The organism is Pseudovibrio sp. Tun.PSC04-5.I4, assembly GCF_900104145.1.
Classification (GTDB): domain Bacteria; phylum Pseudomonadota; class Alphaproteobacteria; order Rhizobiales; family Stappiaceae; genus Pseudovibrio.
Window position 1 is genome coordinate 653,489 of record NZ_FNLB01000006.1, and the last position, 24,557, is coordinate 678,045.

29 protein-coding genes are annotated in these 24,557 nt (G+C 51.0%); 18 read left to right on the forward strand and 11 right to left on the reverse strand.

Features of this window, described 5'->3' with window-relative positions; genetic code table 11:
• The first annotated feature begins 4 nt into the window (after positions 1 to 4).
• The 6 genes from BLS62_RS08045 (at position 5) to BLS62_RS08070 (ending at position 3,965) form a co-directional block, all read left to right on the forward strand.
• Positions 5 to 451 carry a DUF2948 family protein gene (locus tag BLS62_RS08045; RefSeq protein ID WP_093188627.1) on the forward strand — a complete coding sequence of 149 codons (447 nt, stop codon included), beginning with the start codon at positions 5 to 7 and terminating at the stop codon, positions 449 to 451.
• 129 nt (positions 452 to 580) lie between these two features.
• Positions 581 to 1,876, forward strand: coding sequence for a histidinol dehydrogenase (hisD, locus tag BLS62_RS08050; RefSeq protein ID WP_093179120.1), 1,296 nt, complete (start codon positions 581 to 583; stop codon positions 1,874 to 1,876).
• Between the two features lie 39 nt (positions 1,877 to 1,915).
• Positions 1,916 to 2,425: a UPF0262 family protein gene (locus tag BLS62_RS08055; RefSeq protein ID WP_093179124.1), complete on the forward strand. Its 510-nt coding sequence runs from the start codon at positions 1,916 to 1,918 to the stop codon at positions 2,423 to 2,425.
• A gap of 2 nt (positions 2,426 to 2,427) precedes the next feature.
• A complete protein-coding gene (locus tag BLS62_RS08060) occupies positions 2,428 to 2,859 on the forward strand; it encodes an arsenate-mycothiol transferase ArsC (RefSeq protein WP_200798487.1) in 432 nt (143 codons plus the stop codon).
• Between the two features lie 171 nt (positions 2,860 to 3,030).
• A complete protein-coding gene (gene infA / locus BLS62_RS08065; RefSeq protein ID WP_093179127.1) occupies positions 3,031 to 3,249 on the forward strand; it encodes a translation initiation factor IF-1 in 219 nt (72 codons plus the stop codon).
• Positions 3,250 to 3,329: 80 nt separating this feature from the next.
• Positions 3,330 to 3,965: a Maf family nucleotide pyrophosphatase gene (locus tag BLS62_RS08070; protein ID WP_093179130.1), complete on the forward strand. Its 636-nt coding sequence runs from the start codon at positions 3,330 to 3,332 to the stop codon at positions 3,963 to 3,965.
• 15 nt (positions 3,966 to 3,980) lie between these two features.
• Here the strand turns inward: BLS62_RS08070 and BLS62_RS08075 are convergent, their stop codons facing one another.
• Positions 3,981 to 4,340 (reverse strand): hypothetical protein, encoded by a 360-nt coding sequence (locus BLS62_RS08075; RefSeq protein ID WP_093179133.1) that lies wholly within the window; start codon positions 4,338 to 4,340, stop codon positions 3,981 to 3,983.
• A 333-nt stretch (positions 4,341 to 4,673) separates the two neighbouring features.
• On the opposite strand from BLS62_RS08075, the gene yacG reads away from it, so the two are divergent.
• The 8 genes from yacG to paaE all read left to right on the forward strand — a co-directional run bounded on the left by yacG (position 4,674) and on the right by paaE (position 11,816).
• Positions 4,674 to 4,877 (forward strand): DNA gyrase inhibitor YacG, encoded by a 204-nt coding sequence (gene yacG, locus BLS62_RS08080; RefSeq protein ID WP_093179136.1) that lies wholly within the window; start codon positions 4,674 to 4,676, stop codon positions 4,875 to 4,877.
• A 343-nt stretch (positions 4,878 to 5,220) separates the two neighbouring features.
• Positions 5,221 to 6,819 carry a bifunctional metallophosphatase/5'-nucleotidase gene (locus BLS62_RS08085; RefSeq protein ID WP_093179139.1) on the forward strand — a complete coding sequence of 533 codons (1,599 nt, stop codon included), beginning with the start codon at positions 5,221 to 5,223 and terminating at the stop codon, positions 6,817 to 6,819.
• Between the two features lie 165 nt (positions 6,820 to 6,984).
• Positions 6,985 to 7,887 (forward strand): PaaX family transcriptional regulator, encoded by a 903-nt coding sequence (locus tag BLS62_RS08090; protein ID WP_208990748.1) that lies wholly within the window; start codon positions 6,985 to 6,987, stop codon positions 7,885 to 7,887.
• Between the two features lie 129 nt (positions 7,888 to 8,016).
• Positions 8,017 to 9,000 (forward strand): 1,2-phenylacetyl-CoA epoxidase subunit PaaA, encoded by a 984-nt coding sequence (gene paaA, locus BLS62_RS08095; protein WP_093179142.1) that lies wholly within the window; start codon positions 8,017 to 8,019, stop codon positions 8,998 to 9,000.
• A gap of 113 nt (positions 9,001 to 9,113) precedes the next feature.
• On the forward strand, positions 9,114 to 9,401 hold the full coding sequence (gene paaB, locus BLS62_RS08100; protein ID WP_093179145.1) for a 1,2-phenylacetyl-CoA epoxidase subunit PaaB: 288 nt from the start codon (positions 9,114 to 9,116) through the stop codon (positions 9,399 to 9,401).
• 11 nt (positions 9,402 to 9,412) lie between these two features.
• Positions 9,413 to 10,168 carry a 1,2-phenylacetyl-CoA epoxidase subunit PaaC gene (paaC, locus tag BLS62_RS08105; protein WP_093179148.1) on the forward strand — a complete coding sequence of 252 codons (756 nt, stop codon included), beginning with the start codon at positions 9,413 to 9,415 and terminating at the stop codon, positions 10,166 to 10,168.
• A gap of 17 nt (positions 10,169 to 10,185) precedes the next feature.
• Positions 10,186 to 10,692 carry a 1,2-phenylacetyl-CoA epoxidase subunit PaaD gene (paaD, locus tag BLS62_RS08110; RefSeq protein WP_208990749.1) on the forward strand — a complete coding sequence of 169 codons (507 nt, stop codon included), beginning with the start codon at positions 10,186 to 10,188 and terminating at the stop codon, positions 10,690 to 10,692.
• A gap of 41 nt (positions 10,693 to 10,733) precedes the next feature.
• The gene (gene paaE / locus BLS62_RS08115) at positions 10,734 to 11,816 is read left to right on the forward strand and encodes a 1,2-phenylacetyl-CoA epoxidase subunit PaaE (protein ID WP_093179154.1); all 1,083 of its coding nucleotides are present in this window, start codon (positions 10,734 to 10,736) and stop codon (positions 11,814 to 11,816) included.
• A 92-nt stretch (positions 11,817 to 11,908) separates the two neighbouring features.
• Here paaE and BLS62_RS08120 read toward each other — a convergent pair whose 3' ends face one another.
• The gene (locus tag BLS62_RS08120; RefSeq protein ID WP_093179157.1) at positions 11,909 to 12,334 is read right to left on the reverse strand and encodes a PACE efflux transporter; all 426 of its coding nucleotides are present in this window, start codon (positions 12,332 to 12,334) and stop codon (positions 11,909 to 11,911) included.
• Between the two features lie 103 nt (positions 12,335 to 12,437).
• Between BLS62_RS08120 and BLS62_RS08125 the strand changes: the two genes are divergently transcribed.
• The 3 genes from BLS62_RS08125 (at position 12,438) to BLS62_RS08135 (ending at position 14,968) form a co-directional block, all read left to right on the forward strand.
• Positions 12,438 to 12,935, forward strand: coding sequence for a MarR family winged helix-turn-helix transcriptional regulator (locus BLS62_RS08125; RefSeq protein WP_093179161.1), 498 nt, complete (start codon positions 12,438 to 12,440; stop codon positions 12,933 to 12,935).
• A 45-nt stretch (positions 12,936 to 12,980) separates the two neighbouring features.
• Positions 12,981 to 13,973: a DUF4238 domain-containing protein gene (locus tag BLS62_RS08130; RefSeq protein WP_159436508.1), complete on the forward strand. Its 993-nt coding sequence runs from the start codon at positions 12,981 to 12,983 to the stop codon at positions 13,971 to 13,973.
• 230 nt (positions 13,974 to 14,203) lie between these two features.
• The gene (locus BLS62_RS08135; protein WP_093179166.1) at positions 14,204 to 14,968 is read left to right on the forward strand and encodes an alpha/beta family hydrolase; all 765 of its coding nucleotides are present in this window, start codon (positions 14,204 to 14,206) and stop codon (positions 14,966 to 14,968) included.
• 39 nt (positions 14,969 to 15,007) lie between these two features.
• Here the strand turns inward: BLS62_RS08135 and BLS62_RS08140 are convergent, their stop codons facing one another.
• The 6 genes from BLS62_RS08140 to paaG form a co-directional block, all read right to left on the reverse strand.
• Positions 15,008 to 15,622, reverse strand: a complete 615-nt coding sequence (locus tag BLS62_RS08140) for a glutathione S-transferase family protein (protein ID WP_093179169.1) — start codon at positions 15,620 to 15,622, stop codon at positions 15,008 to 15,010.
• Between the two features lie 88 nt (positions 15,623 to 15,710).
• Entirely contained in the window at positions 15,711 to 16,268 is a 558-nt protein-coding gene (locus tag BLS62_RS08145) for a sugar O-acetyltransferase (protein ID WP_093188630.1), read from the reverse strand.
• A gap of 161 nt (positions 16,269 to 16,429) precedes the next feature.
• Entirely contained in the window at positions 16,430 to 17,041 is a 612-nt protein-coding gene (locus BLS62_RS08150) for a TetR/AcrR family transcriptional regulator (protein WP_093179172.1), read from the reverse strand.
• Between the two features lie 11 nt (positions 17,042 to 17,052).
• Positions 17,053 to 18,366, reverse strand: a complete 1,314-nt coding sequence (paaK, locus tag BLS62_RS08155) for a phenylacetate--CoA ligase PaaK (RefSeq protein WP_093179174.1) — start codon at positions 18,364 to 18,366, stop codon at positions 17,053 to 17,055.
• Positions 18,367 to 18,401: 35 nt separating this feature from the next.
• Positions 18,402 to 18,833, reverse strand: a complete 432-nt coding sequence (paaI, locus tag BLS62_RS08160; protein ID WP_093188631.1) for a hydroxyphenylacetyl-CoA thioesterase PaaI — start codon at positions 18,831 to 18,833, stop codon at positions 18,402 to 18,404.
• A complete protein-coding gene (gene paaG, locus BLS62_RS08165; protein WP_200798489.1) occupies positions 18,833 to 19,648 on the reverse strand; it encodes a 2-(1,2-epoxy-1,2-dihydrophenyl)acetyl-CoA isomerase PaaG in 816 nt (271 codons plus the stop codon). Before paaG ends, paaI begins: the two co-directional genes overlap by 1 nt.
• A 263-nt stretch (positions 19,649 to 19,911) precedes the next feature.
• Here paaG and paaN point away from each other — a divergent pair, with 263 nt between their 5' ends.
• Positions 19,912 to 21,576: a phenylacetic acid degradation protein PaaN gene (gene paaN, locus BLS62_RS08170; protein ID WP_093179180.1), complete on the forward strand. Its 1,665-nt coding sequence runs from the start codon at positions 19,912 to 19,914 to the stop codon at positions 21,574 to 21,576.
• Positions 21,577 to 21,805: 229 nt separating this feature from the next.
• Here paaN and iolG read toward each other — a convergent pair whose 3' ends face one another.
• Genes iolG through iolE form a run of 3 tightly spaced genes read right to left on the reverse strand, consistent with a single transcriptional unit; the run spans position 21,806 to position 24,554 of the window.
• Positions 21,806 to 22,798 (reverse strand): inositol 2-dehydrogenase, encoded by a 993-nt coding sequence (gene iolG, locus BLS62_RS08175; protein ID WP_093179182.1) that lies wholly within the window; start codon positions 22,796 to 22,798, stop codon positions 21,806 to 21,808.
• 26 nt (positions 22,799 to 22,824) lie between these two features.
• Complete coding sequence (iolB, locus tag BLS62_RS08180) at positions 22,825 to 23,649, reverse strand: 5-deoxy-glucuronate isomerase (RefSeq protein WP_093179185.1); 825 nt, start codon at positions 23,647 to 23,649, stop codon at positions 22,825 to 22,827.
• The gene (gene iolE, locus BLS62_RS08185; RefSeq protein WP_093179188.1) at positions 23,646 to 24,554 is read right to left on the reverse strand and encodes a myo-inosose-2 dehydratase; all 909 of its coding nucleotides are present in this window, start codon (positions 24,552 to 24,554) and stop codon (positions 23,646 to 23,648) included. The genes iolB and iolE overlap by 4 nt, the downstream gene beginning before the upstream one ends.
• Positions 24,555 to 24,557 lie beyond the last annotated feature (3 nt).

Consider the following 24,557-nt stretch of genomic DNA (forward strand, 5'->3'; position numbering starts at 1 on the left):
TGACATGAAACAAGTGAAACCAATGAAGTTGATGGCGCTGGATCAGGAAGATTTACAGATCATTTCTTCCATGGTGCAGGATAGTGTTCTGAAACTAGCAGATATCCAATACCTGCCTGCCGAGCGTCGTCTGGTTTTGACCATGAATCGGTATCTTTGGGAAACCGATGAAAACAACAAACGCCAGAAAATGCGGGCCCGTTCGGTTCTGTCTATTTCTCGGGTAGATGCTGTAAGAGCACAAAAAATCAATCAAACCAACAAGGACATGGTTTTGTCTTTGCTCTGTGTTTTGTTTGAAGAGACAAATGCACCGGCTGGCCAGTTGAAGCTTGAGTTTTCTGGCGGGGCTGTTATTGCAGCATCGATTGAGTGTATTGAAGCACAACTTGCAGATCTTGGTGAAGTTTGGGAAACGGAAAACAGACCTGAACATCATCTGGAAAGCTAGTTGGAAACAACAAGGCTCTTTTGGTGGACACTTAGATAGTCTATTAGCTTATTCTGCCTAATAGAAATTGGAACACACCCTTGCGGATGAAGATGCATCCCAAGGCATTACATAAATTGGGACGATACTGTGGCTATAAAGCTCTCCTCAAAATCTGAAGGTTTCAACGATGAAATTCGTACCCTGCTTGGAAGCAAGCGGGAAACTTCAGAGGACGTGGATCATATCGTGCGGGATATCCTGAAGGATGTTGAAACGCGCGGTGATGCTGCCGTGCTCGATTACACCAATAAGTTTGATCGCATGACGGTCAAATCTATGGACGAGCTCATAGTAACTGAAGCGGAGATAGAAGCTGCCGTTGCGCAGATTCCCGCAACAACGCTGGCAGCTTTGCAGCTTGCCCATGATCGTATCCGGTCCCACCATCAAAAACAGCTCCCGGAAAGCTACACCTATACAGATGCGATTGGCGTAGAGCTGGGCGCAATCTGGACCGCAGTTGAGGCTGTTGGGGTATACGTTCCAGGTGGTATCGCAAGCTATCCATCCTCCGTTCTTATGAACGTCGTGCCGGCAAAGGTTGCCGGTGTCGAGCGCATCGTGATGGTTGTGCCAAGCCCGGATAATGTGCTCAACCCACTGGTCCTTGCCGCGGCAAAGATGGCAGGTGTCTCTGAGATTTACCGCATTGGCGGTGCTCAGGCTGTTGGCGCTCTGGCCTACGGGACTGAAACAATTACACCGGTCTCCAAAATTGTTGGCCCGGGCAACGCCTTCGTGTCCGCTGCAAAGCGCCGCGTATTCGGAACAGTTGGCATTGATATGATTGCCGGACCTTCTGAAATCCTCGTGGTCGCCGATAAAGATAACAACCCGGACTGGGTTGCTATTGATCTCCTGTCACAAGCCGAGCATGATCCAGTGGCACAGTCCATTTTGATTACCGACAGTGAAGAGCTTGCCATCGCAGTGGAAGAAGCTGTTGAACGGCAGTTGGTAACGCTGCCACGCGCGGATGTTGCACGTCAGAGCTGGACTGATTATGGAGCGATCATCACCGTTGATACGCTCGATGATGCAATGGTGCTGTCCAACCGCTTTGCACCGGAACATCTTGAGCTCTGCGTCGAGGACCCTGATGCCTTGCTTCCGAAAATGCGCAACGCAGGAGCGGTTTTCGTAGGCCGCTACACACCAGAAGCTATCGGTGACTATGTGGGCGGGTCAAACCACGTTTTGCCTACAGCGCGCTCTGCTAAGTTCTCCTCCGGCTTATCTACTTTGGAATTTGTTAAGCGAACATCATTGCTTAGATGTAATCCTGATAATCTGGCGCAGATTGGACCTGCAGCGGTGACACTGGCTGAAGTTGAAGGCCTGCAAGCCCATGGGCGTTCTATTTCAATCCGCTTAAATCGCTAGATTGCAACATTAGGTATCACTTGTAGAAAAGATTGCTCGATGAACAAGGAAGTCCCTGTAAACGAAGAACAGAGACAAAAAGGTGGGGAGCGCCTTTTTGAAGTGGTCCTTGACGCCTATTCTATTGTCCGTGCCGATAAAGATGTTGAGAGAGAACGGAAAATTGCAATTTTTGATCTGGTGGAGGAGAATCAGTTTTCACCGGAAGGGCCGGATCTGGGGCCTTATCGCCTAGATCTGGCGATGATCAAAAAGAAACTGGTGCTGAGTATTCGGGATGAAATTGGAAGCGAGATTTCAACCCATATTTTATCGCTCACACCTTTCCGGAAAATTATAAAAGACTACTTCATGATTTGTGAGAGCTACTACGATGCCATTCGTAGCGCCTCTCCCAGACAGATTGAAGCAATTGATATGGGACGTCGTGGTTTGCATGACGACGGCGCCGTTATCCTGGAAGAACGGTTGAAAGGGAAGATCACCATCGATCATAAAACGGCACGGCGTCTGTTTACGCTCATCTGCGCTTTGCAGCACCGGGGGTAAATATGGTCCCAGCCATTTCCCAGCCAAGTTCGGTCCTATTCATCTGTAGGATGAACGCCGTTCGTTCGCCTATGGCAGAAGGGCTGACAAAACTTCTGTTTCCAAAACAGATTTATGTACGGTCTTGTGGTGTTTTTTCAGGTGAGCGTGATCCCTTTGTGGATTCGGTGATGGATGAACTTGGTATGGACCTGAGTGATCATCATCCCAAAACCTTTGAGGATCTGGCTGAAGATGGATTTGACCTTATCGTGTCGTTGGCACCAGAAGCACATCACATGGCTTTAGAGCTGACAAGAACCCAATCAGTTGATATTGAGTACTGGCCGACAATTGACCCGACAGTGGCGACTGGTAGCCGTGCGCAGATCATGGATGCCTACAGATCGGTCCGAGATACGCTGAAGCGAAAAATTGAGAAGCGGATGCAATAAGCCACTGAAAATGCAAAATTCGTTGCTTCTCTATGTGTTTTCCACCCAAAACAGGGAATAAGCGGTAAAACTCGTCAAACTGCCCTCCAAGAAATGGAGGAAGACTGTTCACTTTTGACGAGTTATCCGGTACGTTCCGCGAAAATTCCATTCAACAAATCAGGAATCCTAATGGCTAAAGAAGAAATGCTGGAGTTTCCAGGCGTCGTCGTCGAACTCCTTCCTAATGCGACCTTTCGTGTAAAGCTTGAAAACGAACACGAAATTATCGCACACACAGCTGGTCGTATGCGTAAGAACCGTATTCGTGTTTTGGCTGGTGATAAGGTGCTAGTTGAAATGACACCATATGATCTGACCAAGGGTCGTATCACTTACCGCTACAAATAAGCGACACTCAGATTGTAGGTTCGGTAATGTGAACCTGCTTTTTTAGCTCTGGCCGATTCAATTTCGGGGAACTGGAACATATGACCAAAGAACTGCCGTTAGTATTGGCCTCAGGGTCTCCACGTCGTCTGGCGTTGCTTCAGCAGATTGGTATTGAACCAGACTTCCTGTTGCCAGCAGATATTGATGAGACGCCGGTGCGTGGGGAAAGCCCGCGCGCGTTGGCGCAACGCCTTGCTCGTGGCAAAGCTGCTGCGGCGCGTGTTATGGTTGATCGCGATGAGGCGAAAGCCCATTCCATCGTGTTGGGATCAGACACCGTTGTTGCTGTTGGACGCCGCATACTCCCGAAAGCTGAGAGCAAGGAACAGGCAAGCGTTTGTCTCCAATTGCTCTCTGGGCGTATGCACAAGGTCTATACCGGTGTGTGTGTTAACATGCCGGACGGTGTGGTGCGCTCCAAACTCGTTGAAACGCGGGTGCGGTTCCGCCGTCTTTCCACGCAGGATACTGAAAACTATCTTGCTTCTGGTGAGTGGCGCGGCAAAGCAGGCGGCTATGCTATTCAGGGGCTCGCAGGCTCGTTTATTGCACGTGTGGTCGGCTCATACCCAAGCGTTGTTGGTCTGCCGCTGCTGGAGACCGCAAGCCTCTTACAGAGCGTTGGCTATCCAATTCAGAATATGTGGGATGATGATGCCGTTCCAGCGGCCTGAGAAGGCTGTCACACGCTAACGGGCAAATCCACCAACTGTCTGCACGAATTTCGGTGAGAGGCTCGCCAGAGCGTTCCTAAGCTCATAGCTAGGTTTTCCGTAGACAGTCATGGACGAAGGGTGCAGAGCATCCATAAACTCGTGCGCATAGCTGTTGGAAAGCCAGTTGAGATGCAGCAATGCTGCATTGCTGTCTTTGAAGCTGGAAAAGATCTCGCAGAACTGTCCATCCTCGCTGAGGTACCAGACATAAGCGCTTGTATTGCCTTGCAGGTGTTGCACAGCCTTGACCATCTCAACCATAAGACCCTCAAAGGTCTTGGGGTCAGTTGTTGCGAGACGTGCTGTGAGGATCCATGAGACTTCGCTATTCATTCTACGTTTCCCCTACAATCGCCAGATACTTTGAAAATCGTCAGGAACTCAAAGTAGGTATCTGGAGATGATCTTATGCTTTTCTTCAACTGCTGCAAAGTTGTTTGCCTCCAAGCTGATTAATAGCTGATACTAAGGTGAGTATTTTCTGATGTGAAGTTCTCGCATGACGTTTTTACTGTGACCCGGATTAGGAATACGTGTTGCCTTGGTGAACTTGCCACTTGATGCCTTGCGGAAATCCCATTAGATGCTCTCTTCAGAAAAACTTTCGTGAAACTGCCGAGAATGAACGTGTAGTTGGATCTATTGGAAAGCTGATAGGGTAAAGTCATGACGAAACCTTCGACGAAATTGGCAGCATGCCCAATCTGCAATAAACCTGCACAGGAGAGCGCAAAACCGTTTTGCTCCGAACGGTGCAGGCAGGTTGATCTCAACAAGTGGTTGAATGGCAGTTATTCTGTGCCTGCTGTTGAGGAAGAGTTCAGCGAAGACGATATTTCTGAGTTAGAAAATTCACGTATGTTGCACTGAGGTTTTGGGGATAAATAATTCCAAAAGTTGGATGGTTTCCGGGATATCACCTTAAGTTTGGGAATGAATTCGACGGTTTCTATAAGATTAACTAATTGATATATAAATGAAAACATAAATAGTGCCGTCTTTTTGACTAGCCGCCAAAAGGCTTAACGTTAAAAAAGTCAGTGCCTGAAATATTTTTCAATTAGGTGGCGAAATATATCGCGTTTGGTCTTGTGCCTGTCACAGTTATGGGCAATTGTACCGAGCGTGTTCTTGGGAGGTTTGCGCGAATTTTGAGATTCTCGTATAGCCGTCTCGTTAAATTGCTTGGGGCAATTGGATAAAGGCAAGATCTATGAAAAAGCATCTCTTAGGCGCAACAGCGCTTCTTTTGTCTTTTGGCGTTTCCGCGCCGGCTATGGCAGATTTCAATCTGACCATTTTGCATACGAATGATTTCCATTCCCGCATTGAGCCTATCAACAAGTACGATTCTACTTGTTCTGCAAAGGACGATGCTAAAGGCAAGTGTCTGGGTGGCACTGCACGTTTGGAAACAGCAATCAAAGAGCGCCGCGCTGCAGCTGGCAACTCCATCCTCGTGGATGGTGGCGATCAGTTCCAGGGCTCGTTGTTTTACACCTACTACAAGGGTAAAGTTGCTGCTGAATTCATGAACGCTCTGGGTTACGACGCTATGACCGTTGGCAACCATGAATTTGACGATGGCCCAGAAGTTCTTCGCGGCTTCATGGATGCTGTTAAGTTCCCAGTTCTTCTTGCAAATGCTGACGTTTCCAAAGAAGCTAAACTTGCAGACGTTCTTATGCCAACAACAATTGTTGAGCGCGGCGGCGAGAAAATCGGCTTTATCGGTCTGACACCAGATGACACAGCTGACCTTGCAAGCCCGGGCAAAAACGTTGAGTTCTTTGATCCAATCAAAGCGGCAACAACTCAGGTTGCAAACCTGAAGGCTGAAGGCGTCAACAAAATCATTGTGCTGTCTCACTCTGGTTATGGCGTCGACCAAAAAGTTGCAGCAGCTGTTGCTGGCATCGACGTTATCGTCGGCGGTCACACCAACACCTTGTTGTCCAATACCAATGACCGCGCTGAAGGTCCTTACCCGACTTGGGTTGATGGTCCAGACGGAAAGAAAACCGCGATCGTTTCTGCATACGCTTACGGCAAATTTCTCGGTGAGCTGAATGTTAAGTTCAACGACGAAGGCGACGTGATCGAAGCTTCTGGTGAGCCAATCATCCTGGATGCAAAGATTGCTGAAAACGAGCAGATCAAAGCACGTATCGCTGAGTTGGCTGGTCCACTTGACGAGATCCGCACTGAAATCATCGGCGCAACTACAGCTCCAGTTGATGGAGACCGCAAGTCTTGCCGCGCACGCGAGTGTGAAATGGGTGTTCTCGTAGCGGATGCTATGCTGGCAGCAACCAAAGACAAGGGCGTAGAAATCGCAATCACCAACGGTGGCGGTTTGCGTGCATCTATCGACGCTGGCGAAGTGTCCATGGGTGAAGCTCTTGCAGTGCTTCCATTCCAGAACACTCTGGCAACTTTCGAGCTTCAGGGTAAGTTCATCAAGGTTGCTTTGGAAAACGGCCTGTCCAAGTACGAAGATGGCGCTGGGCGCTTCCCACAGGTTGCTGGTCTGAAATACACCTTCGACGCATCTAAGCCTGCTGGCGAGCGTATCGTTGCTGTGACACTTGCTGATGGCTCTGCAATCGATGCAGATAAAGTCTACAAAATGGCAACCAACAACTACGTTCGTAACGGCGGTGATGGCTACAAGATCTTCGCTGCTGAAGGCAAAAACGCATACGACTTCGGTCCAGGCCTTGAGTTCGTTCTTGCTAACTACCTGAAAGCACAGGATGGTGCATACCAGCCTAAGCTTGATGGCCGTATCACTGATGCAACAGCTAAATAATTAACAGTTGTTACTCAGCGCATAAATTAAACCGGGGGCCTCGCCTCCGGTTTTTTCGTTCATCCACCTTTAAACAAGATGTTACCTCTGATGCTTAACTCAGGCTTGCAGTAGCAAGCGATCCCACACTACAACAAGTATCGGTAGGCAGATGGGGTGAGACTGGTGGACGAGTGCAGCGCAAACAATGAACTGTCAAAGCTCATTGCGCAATTTCATAGCCAAAAACCCATTCGATCATGGTCCATGCTCATTTCCATATTTGGAGATTGTGTCGCGCCACGAGGTGGCGAGCTCTGGATGGGAAATCTCGTTGACTTGATGCAAAAGATCGGCGTGAGTTCGGGCGTGGTCCGGACTGCCATGTCGCGTCTGGCTGCAGATGGATGGTTGGAACGCACCCGTATTGGCCGCAACTCATTTTACAGACTGACATCCATGGGCCGCGAAGCTTTTGATCTCGCCTCTCCACGCATTTATGCGCGTGGAGCTGTCGAGTGGAGCGGAGACTGGGTCATGGCCCTTTTGAGCGAGGGAGAAGACCGAGCCAGCAGCAGAGAGACCTTGCTTTCTCAAGGGTTTGGCGCATTGGCCCCCAATGTTTTGGTAAAACCAGACAGAGGCGAGGAGCTCCCGACCTCAACCCCGCTCATTATGTATATGCGCTCCAGATCAGCAGCCGGTATGGATACCCAACTTGCAGGGCAGGCGTGGACACTGGATGCATTGCAGGCAGGATATGAGAGCTTCATCAAGACCTATCAAGCGCTGTACAACCTTCTTCAGCATGACAAGGCCTCGTCAAACCTGATAGCACCGGAAACGGCTCTCCTCATCCGAATAATGCTGATTCACGACCTCCGAAGATTGGTTCTAAGAGACCCGGATTTACCGACTGAGGCCCTGCCACGTCAGTGGAGCGGAAACGTTGCGCGCGAGATGGCAGCTGAAATCTACAATGCACTCAAAGACCTCGGCGAAATCTGGCTCGATTCTAACGGCAAGAATGCAGCAGGCACTTTACCTTCTCCATCACCAGTATTTTTCGAACGGTTCCAACCTTTGTAATCACTAGCGAATTTAGAATTACCCTAAAATACATCAGTAAATGTTACGGAAAATACTTGTCGACGTGATATTCTGTGACATATTGAAGCGGAATTGAACATTGGTGTGCTCTTGGGAGGGACGGAACCTATGTACACGCAGGCATTGAATACAGCTGTTGCTGAGGTCGAGAACGAAGACGAGACAAAGCTGGCGGCGTTTCAGGCAAAAATTGATCGTGAAGAGAAGATTGAGCCGAATGACTGGATGCCAGCGGCTTATCGCAAGACGCTCATCCGTCAGATGTCCCAGCATGCGCATTCCGAAGTTGTTGGTATGCTACCGGAAGGCAACTGGGTAACCCGTGCGCCGTCGTTGATGCGCAAAGCGGCGTTGCTCGCCAAAATTCAGGATGAAGGCGGACATGGCCTCTACTTGTATTCGGCAACAGAAACACTGGGTGTTTCCCGTGAGGAGTTGGTTGATCAGCTTCATTCCGGCAAAGCGAAATACTCTTCCATCTTCAACTATCCAACATTGAACTGGGCTGATGTGGGTGCTGTTGGCTGGCTGGTTGATGGCGCTGCCATTATGAACCAGATCCCGCTATGCCGATGTTCTTACGGCCCATATTCTCGTGCCATGATCCGCATTTGTAAGGAAGAGAGCTTTCACCAGCGTCAGGGTTACGAGCTGCTCCTGACTATGATGAAAGGCACGCCTGAACAGAAGGAAATGGTTCAGGATGCGGTCAATCGCCTGTGGTGGCCAGCGCTGATGATGTTTGGTCCATCAGATGCAGAATCTGCACATTCTGCCTCCAGCATGAAGTGGAAGATCAAGCGGTTCACCAACGACGAGCTACGTCAGAAGTTTGTCGATGCGACAGTCCCGCAAGCAAAAGTTCTCGGCATCAGCCTTCCAGATCCTGACCTCAAATTTAATGAGGCAGCAGGTCAGTGGGAGCACGGCGAACCGAACTGGGATGAGTTCCACAACACCATCAAAGGCAATGGCGTCTGCAACAAGCAGCGGATGAAAGATCGTATCAAAGCACATGAAGACGGTGCATGGGTGCGTGAGGCTGCGCGGGCGTATGCCGCAAAGCAATCTGCAAAGAAATCAGCTGCTTAAGCGTATTCCCGAGAAGTGCATAGGCACGAGCGGATAAGACGACGCGACTGAAACAGACAGAAGCAGTTTGGTACATGTGGAGCAAATGCAAACTGCTTATGGGAGGGATTAAGATGAGCGAACAAGCAACACCGATTTGGGAAGTATTCATCAGAGCACGCAACGGCATGTCTCACCGTCATGCTGGGTCAATCCATGCAGCCGATGCAGAAATGGCATTGCAAGCAGCGCGAGATGTTTACACGCGCCGCGGCGAAGGCCTGTCTATCTGGGTGGTTCCATCCAATGCCATCACGGCCAATGATCCAGATGATAAAGGTATGATGTTTGAGCCAACAGCTTCAAAGATCTATCGCCATCCTACTTTTTACAAACTGCCCGACGAAGTCGGCAACATGTGAGGGAGCTGGAAATGAGCAATACACCTCTTTTCACATACACCATGCGGCTTGCGGACGATTCCGCCATCCTGTGTCAGCGCCTGAGTGAGTGGTGCGGTCATGCATCCCATCTGGAAGAAGACATCGCGCTCACCAACGTTGCGCTTGATCTGATTGGCCATGCTAGAGCCCTGTATTCCTACGCAGGTGAGCAAGAAGGCAAAGGCCGGGATGAGGATGCTATGTGCTTTTACCGCGTTGAGCGGGAGTACACCAATCTCCTTCTGGTGGAGCAGCCAAACGACGATTTTGCCTATGCAATCCTGCGCCAGTTCTTGTTTTCAGCCTTCATGCATCCTTTCTGGGAAGCCATGATAGCCTCAAAAGATGAGCAACTCTCGGCACTTGCAGCAAAGGCTGAGAAGGAAGTGGCTTACCATCTGCGCCATTCAGCTGAGTGGGTGATCCGTCTGGGCGATGGCACGGAAGAAAGCCATAACCGTGCTTGTGATGCGCTTGAAACTCTTTGGATGTACACCGGCGAACTGTTCGAATGCGACACTGTAGTATCATCATTGGTTGCACAAGGCGTTGCCATTGATCCGCTCTCCATCAAGCATATTTGGGATGAAACCGTAAACACAGTGCTGGCGAGAGCCAATCTGGAACGGCCAGACCAAAGCTGGATGCAGACAGGTGGCCGCAAGGGCGAACACTCCGAGCATTTGGGGCACATCTTAGCGCCAATGCAGTACTTACAGCGCTCGTTTCCGAACGCTATCTGGTAGGCGTGGAGTAGGTAATTATGATGGAACACCAACAGCTTGGCAGTGATCTTGAGCAAATGGCATGGGATGCTGTACGCACCGTGCCAGATCCAGAAGTGCCCGTGCTCACCATTGAGGATCTGGGAGTTCTCAGAGGCGTGCGCGTTGGCGGCAATGGTGATGTAGAGGTGACTATTACACCGACCTACACCGGTTGCCCGGCTATGGGCATTTTCACGCTGGATATTGAGGCTGCTCTGCTGTCTGCTGGCTTTGAACATGTAAGCGTTAAAACCGTGTTGCATCCCGCATGGACAACGGATTGGCTTACGCCAGAAGCTCGCGAGAAATTAAGGGCTTACGGCATCGCTCCACCAAACGGCAAAGCATCACGTCGCGCTTTGTTTGGCGAGGAGCAGGTTCATTGCCCGCAATGCAATTCCATCAATACCACTCGCATTTCCGAATTTGGCTCAACAGCTTGCAAAGCGCTTTACCGCTGCGATGAATGCCTGGAGCCTTTTGATTATTTCAAGTGCATTTAACCGAGTAAACGCAACGGTTTAGATGTAAGGGAGAGGGAACCATGTCACCACGGTTTCACAGATTGAAGATCAAGTCAGTTCATCAGGAGACGCAGGACGCTGTCTCAATAGCCTTCGATGTGCCTGAGGACCTGAAAGAAGATTATGCTTTTATTCCAGGCCAGTACCTGACCCTTCGCGAGATTATCGCAGGGGAGGATACCCGCCGGTCTTACTCCATTTGCTCTGCACCGCAGGGGGAAGACCTGAAGGTCGCCATCAAAAAAGTTGAAGGTGGACGGTTCTCCAGCTTCGCATTGGGTCATGCCTCAAAAGGGCAGGAAATTGATGTGATGACGCCTATGGGCCGTTTCAATCTGCCCAGAGGAACCACTGAGGAACCAAGGGTTTACGCCGCTTTTGCAGCGGGGTCCGGCATTACGCCAATCATGTCTATGATCAAAGCTGTGTTGGAAGACGAGCCGCAAAGTCAGTTCTTTTTGTACTACGGTAACAAGACTTCGCAGTCTGTCATCTTCAAAGATCAACTGGATGATCTGAAAGATCGGTTCATGGGCCGTTTTTCAGTATTCCATATTCTGTCCCGCGAAGAGCAGGAACTAAGCCTATTCAACGGTCGCTTAACTGCTGAAAAGACTGAGGAATTGCTGACCAAGACCGTTGGCGAGGCCAGCATTGATCATGTCTTCCTGTGTGGGCCCGGCAACATGATCGACGCGGCCAAGGAAACCTGCCTTAAACTCGGCATTCCGCTGGAACATATCCACAACGAGCTGTTTGCACCGGCTGAAGGTGGTGATCCACATGCGGCGCATATTGCCAAGGATTACAAGGCTGTAGATCACAACGCCAAGGTCTCCATGATCGTTGATGGCGCCCGTCATGAACTAACCTTACAGCCGGGCGAAACCATCATTGATGGTGCGTTGCGGGTCGGTGTGGAAGCGCCATTCTCCTGCAAAGGTGGAATGTGCTGTACATGCCGCGCAAAGGTTGTTTCGGGTGAAGTTGATATGGCCGTCAACTATTCTCTGGAACCCTGGGAGATTGAGCAGGGGTATGTGCTCACCTGTCAGTCCAGGCCGAAAAGCGCAAGTGTTATAGTCGATTACGACGATATATAGCCAAGTCGCACGTGTTTGCGTTGGTTTGAAAGGAAAAGCCGGAATTTGCGTTGTTCCGGCTTTTTTTGCGTTCTTATGTCAGGTCTTGTGACTTATGCGGCTTTGGCAACAGGGACTGGGAAAATCTGATCGTACGTCCAGTTGTAAACGAAGGCGTAAACCAGAAAGAACAAAGCAAAACTGATGTCCAGCAATAACGCCTGAACAAAACTCAACTGCAGCCACCACATAATGGCAACCACACCAAAACCGAGCAGGCCAGCTTCAAACAACACTGCATGCATCATGCGCAGGGGGATAGTTCTTGGCTTGGTCCCACGGTTGGTCACATACCATTTATCGAAGAACCAGTTGTAAACGAGGTTCCAGCTCATCGCGAGTAAGGACATCATCAGACCAAGTGTTCCGAGCGCTCGCATGGAGTGACCTGTAATCCAGCTTCCAAAAATCGCGACGATCGAAAGGGCGATCACCTCAAACAACACTGTGTGGCGAATACGATCCCAAATACTTCTCATGTCTCACCTATCTATCCTAGTAGCTTTCTGGATAGGTATATTGAAACTATCTTTCTGGCAAGGTTTATTTTAGAAGCATGGTAAACCCGCTGCGAGGATCTCCATGACCAAAAGCTATCCACTCTCTGAAATGTTGGTGCAGATGCAAAAGAACTGGCCAGAGGGTGTTTCCCTGGAAACGGAACTGTTCTTGAGCATGAGCCGCTTTAGCGAGGTGCTAGATCAGAATTGTACGCAGGTGCTGGAGGAGTTCGATCTCACCAACGGCGCATTTGAAGCGCTGGTTGCACTGCGGGGCAGACCTGAACCGAGGCAAATGTCTCCCAGCGAGCTTTATCGCTCGTTGCTCATGACGTCCGGCGGCATGACCAAAATCCTCAAACAGCTGGAAACAGACGGCCTGATAAACCGCGTCGCCCACAAAACGGACAAACGCAGCTCCATGGTGCAGCTCACCGAAAAGGGCAAGGATCTGGCAGAACGCGCCATGCAAAAAGTCATGGCCGGCGATCGCCGCGTCATCTACCAAAACCTATCCCCAGAAGAAGTCCAAACCCTCCGCGACACCCTGCTGACAGTTGTTACCAAATTGGGGGTGTAGAAGGAAATCAAAGGAAATGAGGTTGGAAAATATTGGGAGGACATCGTGACTGATAAGGCTTTGCAAGCAAAGAGGAAGCACCACCATGTATGGGCAAAGCACCTTCGCCGTTGGTCTCCAAACGGGGTGGAAGTGCACCATACAACCATAAAACGGAAATTTGCATTTAATAGCGTTCTCGGGTTGGCCATGCAGATGGATTTCTACCAGATAACTCCCTTAGCTCAGGAACATATTGACTTAATTAAAGCTATTTCGGCAACATGTCCTGAAGAACTACAAAAACGACACCTGTCCTATCTAGATGATTTTCTGAAGATTCAAGTTGGTGAGGAACTTATCAAGCAGTTGGGCATCAACAGTGACGAAACCCAACAGGCACTTTGGGTAATGAAGTGTAATTCTCTGGAAAATCTTCATACTGCTCATGAAAATGAAGCGCTCCCCCTATTAGAAGCACTTATAAAGGGGGAACTTTCAATTTTAGCTGACGACCAGAAGATGAATTATTTCCTGAGTTTTCTCGGGCAGCAAATTTGGCGAACAAAAGCCCAAAAAGATAAGGTAATTTCTGCTCTTACTGTATCTCCACAACAGAGCTACATGCGAAAAATGACGGAGCAGGCATGGTGGTTTATAAGTTACATGTATGGGACGAATACTGGCCTGGATCTGTGTCGTAACCGCCACAGGGATACGCACTCTTTACTGGTTAACAATACAGATACACCTTTCGTAACCTCTGATCAGCCTGTCATCAATGTGCACTCTGATTTGAGTGATGCAAGAGTGGCAATCGATCATGTTGATTACTATTTCCCGATTTCTCCAAATATTGCTTACACAGTTTGCGAATCAAATCAGTTTCCTGCTGGAAAAACTAACGTCTCAGAGGCCGCCGTGCATGAATTGAATATTAAAATGGCTAAGCAAGCCAATACTCACATATTCGGTAACTGTGCTGAAGTCTTAAACCCTTTGAAACAATACGTTGGAAGCCGCCAAAGAAGGTTCACACCCTCCGCGACACCCTGCTAACCGTCGTTACCAAGTTGGGGGTTTAGGGGGGAATTAAAGTGTGTACTCGATATCTACTAAGCAACTCCCTCGAAATTTCGTTTTCCAATTTGACCTCGCAATCCAACCAATCTGCATGTTCCAACACGGCCTATTTCCTTGCCTCAAATAGCTGGATTGAATTTTTGAGGGAGTCAGCATCCTCTGGGGGAACTCATGGGAAATGAGGTGTCCTTGGAGGCGTCAGACGGATGGAGTATTATTCTAAATCCCGCCAGTTTTGCTTGGTTCTTCTTATGGGAAGCTCTAGTAATTCTGCCAATATCCTGCTCATTGGCAGGCAAAAATCCTCTCGTCGGTCAAAACAAATTGAAAAGCTGATCGGACAACTTCATGACCTTGGATTTTCAGTCTGGAGATATGCAAGCAGAGGTGGGAATGAAGACCGGACTAAGAGCTCATTTCAAAACTTAAAAGCTACCTGTAAGCAAAAAATAGAGCAGGCAATTTACGCCAAGTACTCGTCGTATCCCGGCTGGCTGGATTACCTGTCACCAAGCAGATCAGATACGATGATGTGGGCCACCGAACTCAAGAAAACACTTGGGCAATGCGAGAAAGGGAAAACCTTCATCATCCTTTCTCATTCGCGAGGAGGCCGCATTGGCACATACACAGACAACCTTCCCATAATCAAAGGTCATATCTGTTTTGGCTACCCGTTTTTGAACCCGGAGGATGGATTTGGTCTAAGCAGAGTCCGGCACCTGAAAACAATAAAAACCCCCACACTCATAATTCAAGGGCGGCAGGATATATATGGCGGTGAGGAAGTCGCTCAGCTCTATCGGTTCTCACAAGGCACCAGTTTGCACTTCGTTGATTCAGAACATGATTACAGCTGTGTTTCCGACGAGGATTCTGCGGAAATTTCAAAGAAGGTGTTCTCGTTCCTCAACACGCTTGGAATGCCGTTGCCAAACGCCTGCCAATCCAAACTGGAACTCTCAGCTTGATTGGCAGGCGCGGAAATCTGTTGGCATCAACAAACGGGCCTACATCATGCCCGCAGCTTTAACGGCCTTCACACTATCGCGTTGGTCCATCAGCGTCTGGAACGCATGGAACTTAGGTAACGGAGTGATATCAACGCCATCGCTCTTGAGCCACGAACTGACCACGTAAAGGTAGGCATCAGCAATGCTGAACGTGTCTCCAAGCACATAAGGACCGGCAATCAGGTTCTCTTCCACATAGGCACAACAGGCTGTCATGGTTTCTTGCACCTTGGAGCGCATATCATCCCAGCTTTCCTGCTTGTCCGCCCAACGTGCACCGCGCAGCTTATGGGCGTGGGCCACATGCATGGTGGACGCGAGATAGTACATCACTTCGCGCATTTTAGCAGCCTTGTAAGGATCAGTTGGCACCAAACCAGCATCCGGGGCCATCGCTGCAACATAGTCAAGCAGCGCACCGGCTTCCGTCAGGATGCCTTGATCCGTCACCAGCACAGGCACTCTGCCTTTTGGGTTGACCTTCAAGAGCTCTGGTCGGCTCACATCTGGATTTTTAAAATCAATCTTATGCGTGGTGTAAGAAAGCTTCGCTTCTTCAAGCGCAATGGCGACGGCAATAGAGATAGTGCCTGGAGCGTAATAGAGTTGCATGGATCACATATCGTTGGAGGGGAAATGGTACGGGCTAATAGATTACACGTAGAGTTTGAGTGCCGCAATTGCCATTGTCAACGCAATCCTAGTGAGATTTCAATATCTTCGCCGGGTTGCCAACCACAGTTGCACCAGCAGGTACATCCCTTGTCACCACACTGCCTGCACCCACAATGGCTTCATCACCAATGGTCACACCGGGCATTAAGATGGCGCTCCCACCAATCCAGACGCGCTCGCCGATTGTGACCGGCTTGGCGATCTCCAATCCAGCAATGCGTTTTACCGGGTCTTTGTGGTGCTGAGCGCAGTAAATCTGCACGTTTGGCCCCAGCATTGTTTGTGCGCCAATGTGCACGGCTGCGGTATCCAAAATAGTACATCCCGCATTCAAAAACACCCGCTCACCAAAGTGAATGTTGATGCCATAAGCGCAGTGAAACGGCGCCTCAATCAATGTGGTCTCTGGGCAAGTTCCCAAAACATCGCGAAGGGCAGGGCTGACCCAGCCGCGTTTATCTGGATGCAATGTCGTATGTTCATGCACGGCTCGGTGTGCGGCCTGGCGAATGAGCTCAAGCTCATCATCGATGCAGGTATACCATTCACCCGCTTCCATTTTCTCGCGTTCAGTTGTCATGATGGGGGCAGGGCTCCAGTTTCTTATAGCAGCAGCATTCATAGGCGCGATGCATGCGTGTTGGCTATAAGTTTGAGGAGCTTGGCCTGAGTCTGCAAGACTAATAAGAGGTATCCCCGGAAAGTGGCCCGGGCAGCGTCAAACAAGGGCCTTTCGCCCGAAGGTCAGCTGGCGGGCTGGGGTGGAATAGACTGAGAGCCGTTAAGCAGGATATTCACCACCAGATCTGCATAGCCCTCACGGCTCAAATCACGATTGGGCTTGAACCACAGATACGACCAGTTGAGCATACCAAACAGGCTCATGGTTACAGGTTTCACCAGCGCATCCCCATCACTGAGCTGCGGATTGGTCTCCGCAACTGCACTGGCGAATATGGCAACCAGCTTGCGCTCCAGCTCAATAATCCGCTGTTTTTTCTCGACAGGCAAAAAGGAAAGCTCGTTGATCTGCAGCTTATGTTCACTATCTGCATCCTCATAGGCCAGCAGCAGGGTACGACTGAGCGCCCGCAACCGGTCCAGCGGTGTTTGTTCTCGGGCTGCTGCGGCCTCCACAGCTTCCACAAGCTCGTCAAGGTGCGTGCCGATGATGTCCACCAGCAACGTCTCCTTGTTCTCATAGTAGTGGTAAAGAAGCGCCTTGGAGAAGCCGCAGATCTTCGCGATCTGCGCCATCGATGTTTTGTCGTAGCCATGCTGCGCAAAGGCGCGCGCCGATAGCTTTAAGATGGATTTGCGTTTGTCGTCGTAATCCGCTGCTCTGGTGCGCGCCATTGTATAGTCCGTTATTCTTCCTTGGGCCGCAGGTCTACAACCCGCTTCGCCTTACCTTGGCTTCGTTCTATGGAGTTTGGCAGGCCTACGTCTACCCCAACCGAGATTCCAATGTTGTTTTTCACATGAACCGCCAGTTCCTTAGCACTTGCTGCCCTATCTGCATCAGAGCGGGCCGCCTCTGTGGCTTCCAGTTTAACCAACAGCTTGTCCATGCGGCCTACGCGGTGCAGTTCAATCTGGTAATGCGGGGAGAGCCCCTCACAGCGCAACATCTGTTCTTCGATCTGCGTTGGGAATACATTCACGCCGCGCACAATCATCATATCATCTGAACGACCGGTGATCTTTTCCATACGGCGCATCTTGCGGGCCGTTCCCGGCAGCAAACGCGTCAGATCACGGGTGCGATAACGGATAACAGGCAAGCCTTCCTTGGTGAGCGTGGTGAATACCAACTCGCCCTCAGACCCGTCTGGCAAGACTTCACCCGTTACCGGATCAATGATCTCCGGATAGAAGTGATCCTCCCAGATGTGCAGGCCGTCCTTGGTCTCCACACACTCCTGCGCAACGCCGGGACCCATAACCTCGGACAATCCGTAAATGTCCACCGCGTGCATATCAAACGCTTGTTCGATCTCCTCACGCATGGCGTTGGTCCATGGCTCAGCCCCAAAGATGCCGATCTTGATGGAGCTCTTACGCGGGTCCAGCCCTTCTTTGCGGTACTCATCCAAAATGGAGAGCATGTAAGAGGGGGTTACCATGATGATCTCGGGTTTGAAATCCTCGATCAACCGCACCTGACGCTCTGTCATACCGCCAGATATGGGAATGACTGTACAGCCCGCCGCTTCAGCGCCGTAATGAGCACCAAGGCCGCCCGTAAACAGGCCGTAGCCATAGGCGATATGCACTTTATCGCCTGCCTTACCGCCAGCGGCACGAATAGAGCGGGCAACGACACCGGCCCAGGTCTCAATATCCTTCTTGGTGTAGCCAACAACGGTCGGTTTTCCGGTGGTGCCAGAAGACGCGTGGATGCGGGAAATTTCCTCCTGCGGCACAGCAAACATACCAAACGGGTAATTGTCGCGCAGATCCTGTTTTGTCGTAAACGGGAACTTGGCAAGATCGGATAACTCTTTCAGGTCATCCGGGTGCACACCTGCTGCATCAAATCTCGTTTTGTACAGCTCCACGTTCTCATAGGCATGTTTAAGCGACCAGCGCATGCGCTCCAGCTGTAAAGCTGCAAGCTCCTCGCGGCTGGCTGTCTCAATAGGGTCTAGATCAGACCTACGTTCAATAACATCCAACATTTTCTCCTCCTCAAATGCTGGTAGGAATTAAAAAATCAAGGCGTTAACTCGATATGGACACCCTTGATGGTGCGTGAGTTTCCGCGAAATTCTGCAATCCGTGCGCCGTCCTGATTGCACACGTGAATATCGTAGATGCCGGAGCGACCCTGAACGGTCACTTCAACGGCAGCGGCTGTCAAAACATCCCCCTCAAAAGCGGGTGCCAGATAGGTGATGGAGCACTGAAACGCGACAACACGTTGGTTGTGGCTGTTACAGGCAAAAGCAAAAGCGCTGTCTGCAAGCGTAAAAATATAGCCGCCGTGACATGTTTTGTGGCCATTGGTCATACTGGGCAGCACGGTCATGGAGAGAGACGCCCGTCCCGGCGCAATCTCCTTCAGTTCCATACCCAAAGCGCGGGTGGCTTCGTCTTCCGTCCACATGGAGGCCGCAACGGCCTCCGCCAGGTTCTGTTTGTCCATCATCGCTTGCCTGAATAGTTAGGAACACGCTTGTCCATAAAGGCAGTTACACCCTCCAGATAATCCGGTGTCCGGCCAGCTTCACCCTGATAATCCCGTTCCAGATCAAGCTGTTCGTCCAGCGTGTTATCTTCAGAAGCAATCAGCGCTTGCTTGATCAAACCAAGACCAATGGTTGGCCCAACAGAAAGTTGCTGCGTTAAAGTGGTTGCCTCCTCAAGGAAGGTTTCAGCGCTGGCAGCCTTCCAGATCATGCCCCAGTCTTCCGCCTGTTGAGCACCAATTGGCATTCCCAATAGGGCAAGGCCACGAGCACGGGCAGAGCCAACAAGGCGCGGCAGGAAGTAAGTGCCACCAGAATCCGGCACCAGACCAATCTTGGCAAACGCCTGAATAAATTTGGCTTTTTCAGAGGCGATAACAATGTCACACGCCATCGCAATGTTAGCGCCCGCGCCAGCTGCTACACCGTTTACAGCACACACAACAGGAATACTTAGAGACTTCAGCCTGCGAATGAGTGGGTTGTAAAAATCCCCAATCGTTTGGGTGAGATCAGGCGGCGGAGCATCAGCGCTGGGCTTGACGCGATCCCCCAGATCCTGACCGGCGCAAAATCCTTTGCCACTGGCGGTCAGCAAGATAGCACGGCACGTCTCATCCCCGTCCGCTGCTTCAAGTGCCGCAAAGAGTGCGCGATGCATCTCCTCGTTAAATGAGTTCAGCTTATCCGGGCGGTTCAGCGTGATCACGTGGTAGGTGTCATTCACCTCCACCAGAATGCTCTGCTCAGAAACGACGCTCAATTCGCTCATTGTCTCTCCCTCCAGTTAGGTCAGTCAGCAAAGCCTAAGTGAACCACCAAAACGCTCCCGATGAACTTCTAAATTCATGAGGAGAGCCCTCTGGAAAACCTAATCACTTCGTAGGCTGGTCGATGGTCCTAGCAAATTTTACTTGAAATGACTGACCGGTCGGTTAATTATTGACTGGAAGTGAAACCGCTGTCAATCGGCATTCAACTAACACCTTGGTCGAAGAAACGCTGCGGTAGTCCTAGGTCATTCGAGGAGGAATGATGAGTAAATTTTTTGAGGCACACAAAGCCACTCTTTTCCAAGCGGTAAAGACAAGTAAATCTCGCGACTACTGGTCGGCTTATCCTGAGATCGCTTCGGGCAAAATCTATGGCGAGACGGCCAAGGATGATCAGGCGGCAGAATTTGAAGCGCTGCTAGGCAACCCGTTCAAGCTGGATCAGCCAACCAATGGCAACTGGACCGGTGCAGAAACGTCGCCCTATGGCAAAAAGCTGGGCGTCACTTACGAGGATGCCTCTGCTGAGGACATCATTGCTGCCTCTAAAGCAGCCGGCAAAAGCTGGGGCAGTGCCTCTGTTGAAGAGCGTGTCGGCGTTGCGTTGGAGATGCTGGAGCGCATCAACAAAAAGTCGTTCCTCATTGCCAATGCCGTCATGCACACCTCTGGTCAGGCCTTCATGATGGCGTTTCAGGCAGGTGGCCCGCACGCACAAGACCGTGGTCTGGAAGCCGTGGCCTACGCCTATGACGCGATGACCCAGACACCAAATGAAGTGACTTGGACAAAGCCGCAAGGCAAACACGATCCAATCGTGCTGGACAAAAAATTCCGCGTCGTCCCACGCGGTGTCGCGCTGGTGATTGGCTGTGCAACCTTCCCAACTTGGAACTCTTATCCGGGCATGTTCGCAAGCATGGTGACTGGCAACGCCGTCATCATCAAACCACACCCGATGGCGATCCTGCCGATGGCAATTAGCATCAAAATTGGCCGTGATGTGCTCAAAGAAGCTGGCTTTGATCCTAACGTTCTGATGCTGGCCGCCGACACCGTAGATGATCCCAAAACCAAGGACTTCGTCATCTCTGATGATGTGAACATCATCGACTTCACCGGGTCCAATGCCTTTGGTCAGTGGGTTCGCGACAATGCAGGCAACGCGCAGGTTTACACCGAAGAAGCTGGCGTGAACGCCATCACCATCCACTCCACCGATAACCTGCGCGGCATGGCAAGCAATATCGCGTTCTCCCTGTCGCTTTACTCCGGTCAGATGTGCACCACACCACAGAACATCTTCATTCCGCGCGATGGTATCCAAACCAACGACGGCAAGAAGAGCTTTGACGACGTGGCAGACGCTATCAAGATCTCCCTCGATAAACTTCTGGGTGATCCAGCCCGGGCCGCAGCTATTCTGGGTGCAGTCCAAAACCCGGCAACGCTGGAACGTGTTGAAGCTGCTGGCAAACTGGGCAAAGTTGTTCGTGGATCACAAGCCGTTGACGGCATGGACGGTGCACGCTCTGCAACGCCTACTGTTGTGGCTGTCGATGCCAAGAATGAAGAAGCCTACATGCAGGAGCGCTTTGGCCCGATCTCCTTCCTCATCGCGTGTGATGATATTGAGGATGCCATTGCACGTGCAGCAGGCTCAGCCAAAAGCCACGGTGCAATCACAGCAGCGCTTTATTCCACCAATGAAGACGTGATTGATGCTGCAACGGAAGCTTATGCATGGGGCGGAGCGCCACTTTCCATAAACCTGACCGGCAACATCTACGTCAACCAGTCAGCAGCATACTCTGACTTCCACGTCACAGGCGCAAACCCATCAGGCAACGCAAGCCTGACAGACGGGGCCTATGTAGCAAACCGCTTCCGCATCGCAACAGTCCGCCGCCAGGCATCAATGGCGTAACACTGCCGCCTATCCAATATGCGAATAAGAAAAGGGCCGGTGCACAATGCATCGGCCCTTTTGTGGTTTTGAAAAGTTACTGCGACTGAGAGCGTTTGGCATGCAATGCAAAACGCTCAGGCCGCGAAGAGCGGCCCGCCGGCTGTCCGGCGCGTGTGCGCAGGCCCTTGCAAAGCAAGGAATAGCCGTGAGCTTAAAGTAATTAGAGCAAGTTACACAATAGCTTGCTCTAAACGTTTGCCAGCTCGCGGGCTTTTGCGACTTCATCGGTTGCCGCTTCTGCAAGTTCGAGGGCTTTCAGGCCGTCGAACCCATTGGGAGACATTGCAGTGTCGTTGATGAGCGCATCAACAAAGGCTGCAAGCTCGATGCGGTAAGCCGCTTCATAACGCTCCATGAAGAAGTCCATGAGGGGTTCGCTCGTGTAACCTTCGCCATTGGCGACAGTCACAGAGGTGGTGCGCATATTTTCAGCTGATACCATGCCTTTGGAGCCATGCACTTCAACGCGCTGGTCGTAGCCGTAAGTTGCCCGGCGAGAGTTGGTGATGGTGCAGATCTTGCCGCTTGCGGTTTTCAGCGTCGCAGTTGCTGTGTCCACATCGCCAGCCTCACCAATCTCTTTGGAGACAAGCGCACTACCCATTGCGTTCACTTCAATAACTTCTTCGCCAAGCAGGAAGCGAGCCATGTCAAAGTCATGGATCATCATGTCTTTGAACAGACCGCCAGAGCGCTTCACATAGTCAACCGGTGGCGGGGAAGGATCACGGGAGGTGATCTGAACCAACTCAACGTCCCCAATCACACCAGCTTCAATCTGACGCTTAACCTCGGCAAAGTTCGGGTCAAAACGACGGTTGAAACCAACCATGAGCTTTGTACCGGTATCGCTAACAACCTTCAGGCATTCACGAACGCGATCACCATCCAGATGGATAGGCTTTTCACAGAAGATCGCTTTGCCAGCACGGGCAGCTTGTTCAATTTGTTCTGCATGCAGATCCGTTGGCGTCGCGATGATCACAGCGTCGATCTCTGGATCATTCATGATCGCATCCAGACTATCCACACGAGCACCGGTCAGCGCTGCAATTTCATTGCCCGCAGCTTCAAACGGGTCAAAAACGGCAACCAGTTTGGCGTTGCCCAGCTGGCTAACAGCTTTTGCATGGGTCTTGCCTATACGGCCAGCTCCCAAAAGGCCAATTGAAATAGTCATAGTGTATCTTTCAAAAAAAAACGATGTTATGCGTTTGCTGGTTTTGCGTCGCGTTGCGCAATCCAGTCATGGTCTGGGTGGTTCTGGAAGCGCCATTTGCGCATCGGACCAGCCATAACATTCAGGTAGTACATCTCGTAGCCGTAAGGCGATCCACATGGATGGTGGCCTTTTGGCACAAGAACAACATCCCCGCTGGAAACCGCCATGGTCTCATCCAGTTCACCATCTTCGGTAAAGACGCGCTGGAAGCCGAAACCCTGATCCGGGTTGAGACGGTGGTAATACGTCTCTTCCAGATAAGTCATGTTCGGGAAGTTGTCTTCATCATGACGATGCGGAGGGTAGGACGACCAGTTGCCCTGAGGGGTGTAAACCTCGGTCACCAGCAGGCTCTCTGCAAAATCTTGATCTTCCATCGCAATCGGGTGGATGTGGCGGGTGTTTCCGCCAATTCCGCGTTCCACGCTTGGAATGTCATCCGGGCCAATCACGCGGGCAGGGTAGCTGCCGTCTTTGGCAGGGGCGGTGCACACAGCCAGCGTCAGTTTGGTGACAGCTGTTGCACTCCACTCAGCACCAGCAGGGACATACACACACCACGGCTTCACACGGTCAAACACATTCATGCGCTCACCAAGAGTACCGAAATTATTGCCGTCGGATATGATGTTGGCTTTGCCTTCCACGATCACGAGGATCGCTTCCTTACCCACCATCAGTTCGCTGGCGCTTGCGCCTGCTTCCAAATGGTAAAGGCCAAAGCCAACGTAACCCCAATTGGCAGATTCTGGCGTAATGTCGTGCACCTTGCCATCTTTGCCTGATGGTTTTACGAGAAGCTTGCTCATGCTGTAACCTCTTGATCAAGACCAGCGCTCACAGCCATCTCGCGAAGTGCCTTCAGGCCCATGCTCTGGTAGGTAAACGGATTGCGTTGATCAGGATCCTGCTCTGCTTCAATCACAAGCCAGCCTTCATAGCCGTGCTCTGCCGCGATTTTAAGGACAGGTTCAAAATCAACACCGCCTTCGACATCACCGGGTACGGTGAACACGCCGCGGCGAACACCTTCAAGGAAGCTGAGGCCTTCGCCTTCAACCTGATCACGGATAGCCGGACGAACGTTCTTTGCATGCAGGTGGCGCACGCGTGCCATATGCTTTTTGGCAACTTCAACGGGGTCAGCGCCGCCAAACCAGGCATGGCCGGTATCCAGCAGCAGGTAGGTGTTCGGACCAGTCACGTCCATAAAGCGGTCGATCTCATCACCCGTTTGCACAACAGTGCCCATGTGGTGATGATAAACGAGTGAGATGCCTTGCTCAGCGCAGTAAGTTGCAACAGCTTCCACATCCGCGCCAAATTTCTCCCAGCTGTCATCGGCAAGCATAGGCTTGTCAGAAAGCGCAGTATCGTCAGCACCGTGGATGGCGTTGGAAGTCTCACAGGTGATGCACACCTTACAGCCCATGGCTTTGAGAAGATCGAGGTGAGGCTGGATGGCCTTCTTCTCGTCTTCAACACTATGAGCCAGCAGGTTGAGAGAGTGCCAGCCGGACACGAAAGCAAGGCCATGCGGGTCGAGCGCAGCTTTTAAAGCAGCTGGCTCGGTTGGCATTTTGTGGCCTTTTTCGATGCCGTCAAAACCAATCTCGCCAGCTTCACGCAGACACTGCTCCAGCGAAATGTGGGCACCGAGCGTAAGATCATCGTCGTTGCTCCATGCAATTGGGTTTGTTCCATAACGGATCATTGG

What these genes read in the sequence shown, in the direction of transcription:
- paaB (WP_093179145.1), top strand. Translation starts at nt 9,114, where the DNA reads ATGAGCGAACAAGCAACACCGATTTGGGAAGTATTCATCAGAGCACGC.
- paaA (WP_093179142.1), top strand. Translation starts at nt 8,017, where the DNA reads ATGTACACGCAGGCATTGAATACAGCTGTTGCTGAGGTCGAGAACGAA.
- BLS62_RS08070 (WP_093179130.1), top strand. Translation starts at nt 3,330, where the DNA reads ATGACCAAAGAACTGCCGTTAGTATTGGCCTCAGGGTCTCCACGTCGT.
- paaG (WP_200798489.1), bottom strand. Translation starts at nt 19,648, where the DNA reads ATGAGCGAATTGAGCGTCGTTTCTGAGCAGAGCATTCTGGTGGAGGTG.
- paaI (WP_093188631.1), bottom strand. Translation starts at nt 18,833, where the DNA reads ATGGACAAACAGAACCTGGCGGAGGCCGTTGCGGCCTCCATGTGGACG.
- BLS62_RS08055 (WP_093179124.1), top strand. Translation starts at nt 1,916, where the DNA reads ATGAACAAGGAAGTCCCTGTAAACGAAGAACAGAGACAAAAAGGTGGG.
- iolG (WP_093179182.1), bottom strand. Translation starts at nt 22,798, where the DNA reads ATGACTATTTCAATTGGCCTTTTGGGAGCTGGCCGTATAGGCAAGACC.
- paaC (WP_093179148.1), top strand. Translation starts at nt 9,413, where the DNA reads ATGAGCAATACACCTCTTTTCACATACACCATGCGGCTTGCGGACGAT.
- iolB (WP_093179185.1), bottom strand. Translation starts at nt 23,649, where the DNA reads ATGAGCAAGCTTCTCGTAAAACCATCAGGCAAAGATGGCAAGGTGCAC.
- BLS62_RS08120 (WP_093179157.1), bottom strand. Translation starts at nt 12,334, where the DNA reads ATGAGAAGTATTTGGGATCGTATTCGCCACACAGTGTTGTTTGAGGTG.
- paaN (WP_093179180.1), top strand. Translation starts at nt 19,912, where the DNA reads ATGAGTAAATTTTTTGAGGCACACAAAGCCACTCTTTTCCAAGCGGTA.
- paaK (WP_093179174.1), bottom strand. Translation starts at nt 18,366, where the DNA reads ATGTTGGATGTTATTGAACGTAGGTCTGATCTAGACCCTATTGAGACA.
- paaE (WP_093179154.1), top strand. Translation starts at nt 10,734, where the DNA reads ATGTCACCACGGTTTCACAGATTGAAGATCAAGTCAGTTCATCAGGAG.
- BLS62_RS08060 (WP_200798487.1), top strand. Translation starts at nt 2,428, where the DNA reads ATGGTCCCAGCCATTTCCCAGCCAAGTTCGGTCCTATTCATCTGTAGG.
- BLS62_RS08140 (WP_093179169.1), bottom strand. Translation starts at nt 15,622, where the DNA reads ATGCAACTCTATTACGCTCCAGGCACTATCTCTATTGCCGTCGCCATT.
- BLS62_RS08045 (WP_093188627.1), top strand. Translation starts at nt 5, where the DNA reads ATGAAACAAGTGAAACCAATGAAGTTGATGGCGCTGGATCAGGAAGAT.
- paaD (WP_208990749.1), top strand. Translation starts at nt 10,186, where the DNA reads ATGATGGAACACCAACAGCTTGGCAGTGATCTTGAGCAAATGGCATGG.
- yacG (WP_093179136.1), top strand. Translation starts at nt 4,674, where the DNA reads ATGACGAAACCTTCGACGAAATTGGCAGCATGCCCAATCTGCAATAAA.
- infA (WP_093179127.1), top strand. Translation starts at nt 3,031, where the DNA reads ATGGCTAAAGAAGAAATGCTGGAGTTTCCAGGCGTCGTCGTCGAACTC.
- BLS62_RS08150 (WP_093179172.1), bottom strand. Translation starts at nt 17,041, where the DNA reads ATGGCGCGCACCAGAGCAGCGGATTACGACGACAAACGCAAATCCATC.
- BLS62_RS08075 (WP_093179133.1), bottom strand. Translation starts at nt 4,340, where the DNA reads ATGAATAGCGAAGTCTCATGGATCCTCACAGCACGTCTCGCAACAACT.
- BLS62_RS08125 (WP_093179161.1), top strand. Translation starts at nt 12,438, where the DNA reads ATGACCAAAAGCTATCCACTCTCTGAAATGTTGGTGCAGATGCAAAAG.
- BLS62_RS08135 (WP_093179166.1), top strand. Translation starts at nt 14,204, where the DNA reads ATGGAGTATTATTCTAAATCCCGCCAGTTTTGCTTGGTTCTTCTTATG.
- iolE (WP_093179188.1), bottom strand. Translation starts at nt 24,554, where the DNA reads ATGATCCGTTATGGAACAAACCCAATTGCATGGAGCAACGACGATGAT.
- BLS62_RS08085 (WP_093179139.1), top strand. Translation starts at nt 5,221, where the DNA reads ATGAAAAAGCATCTCTTAGGCGCAACAGCGCTTCTTTTGTCTTTTGGC.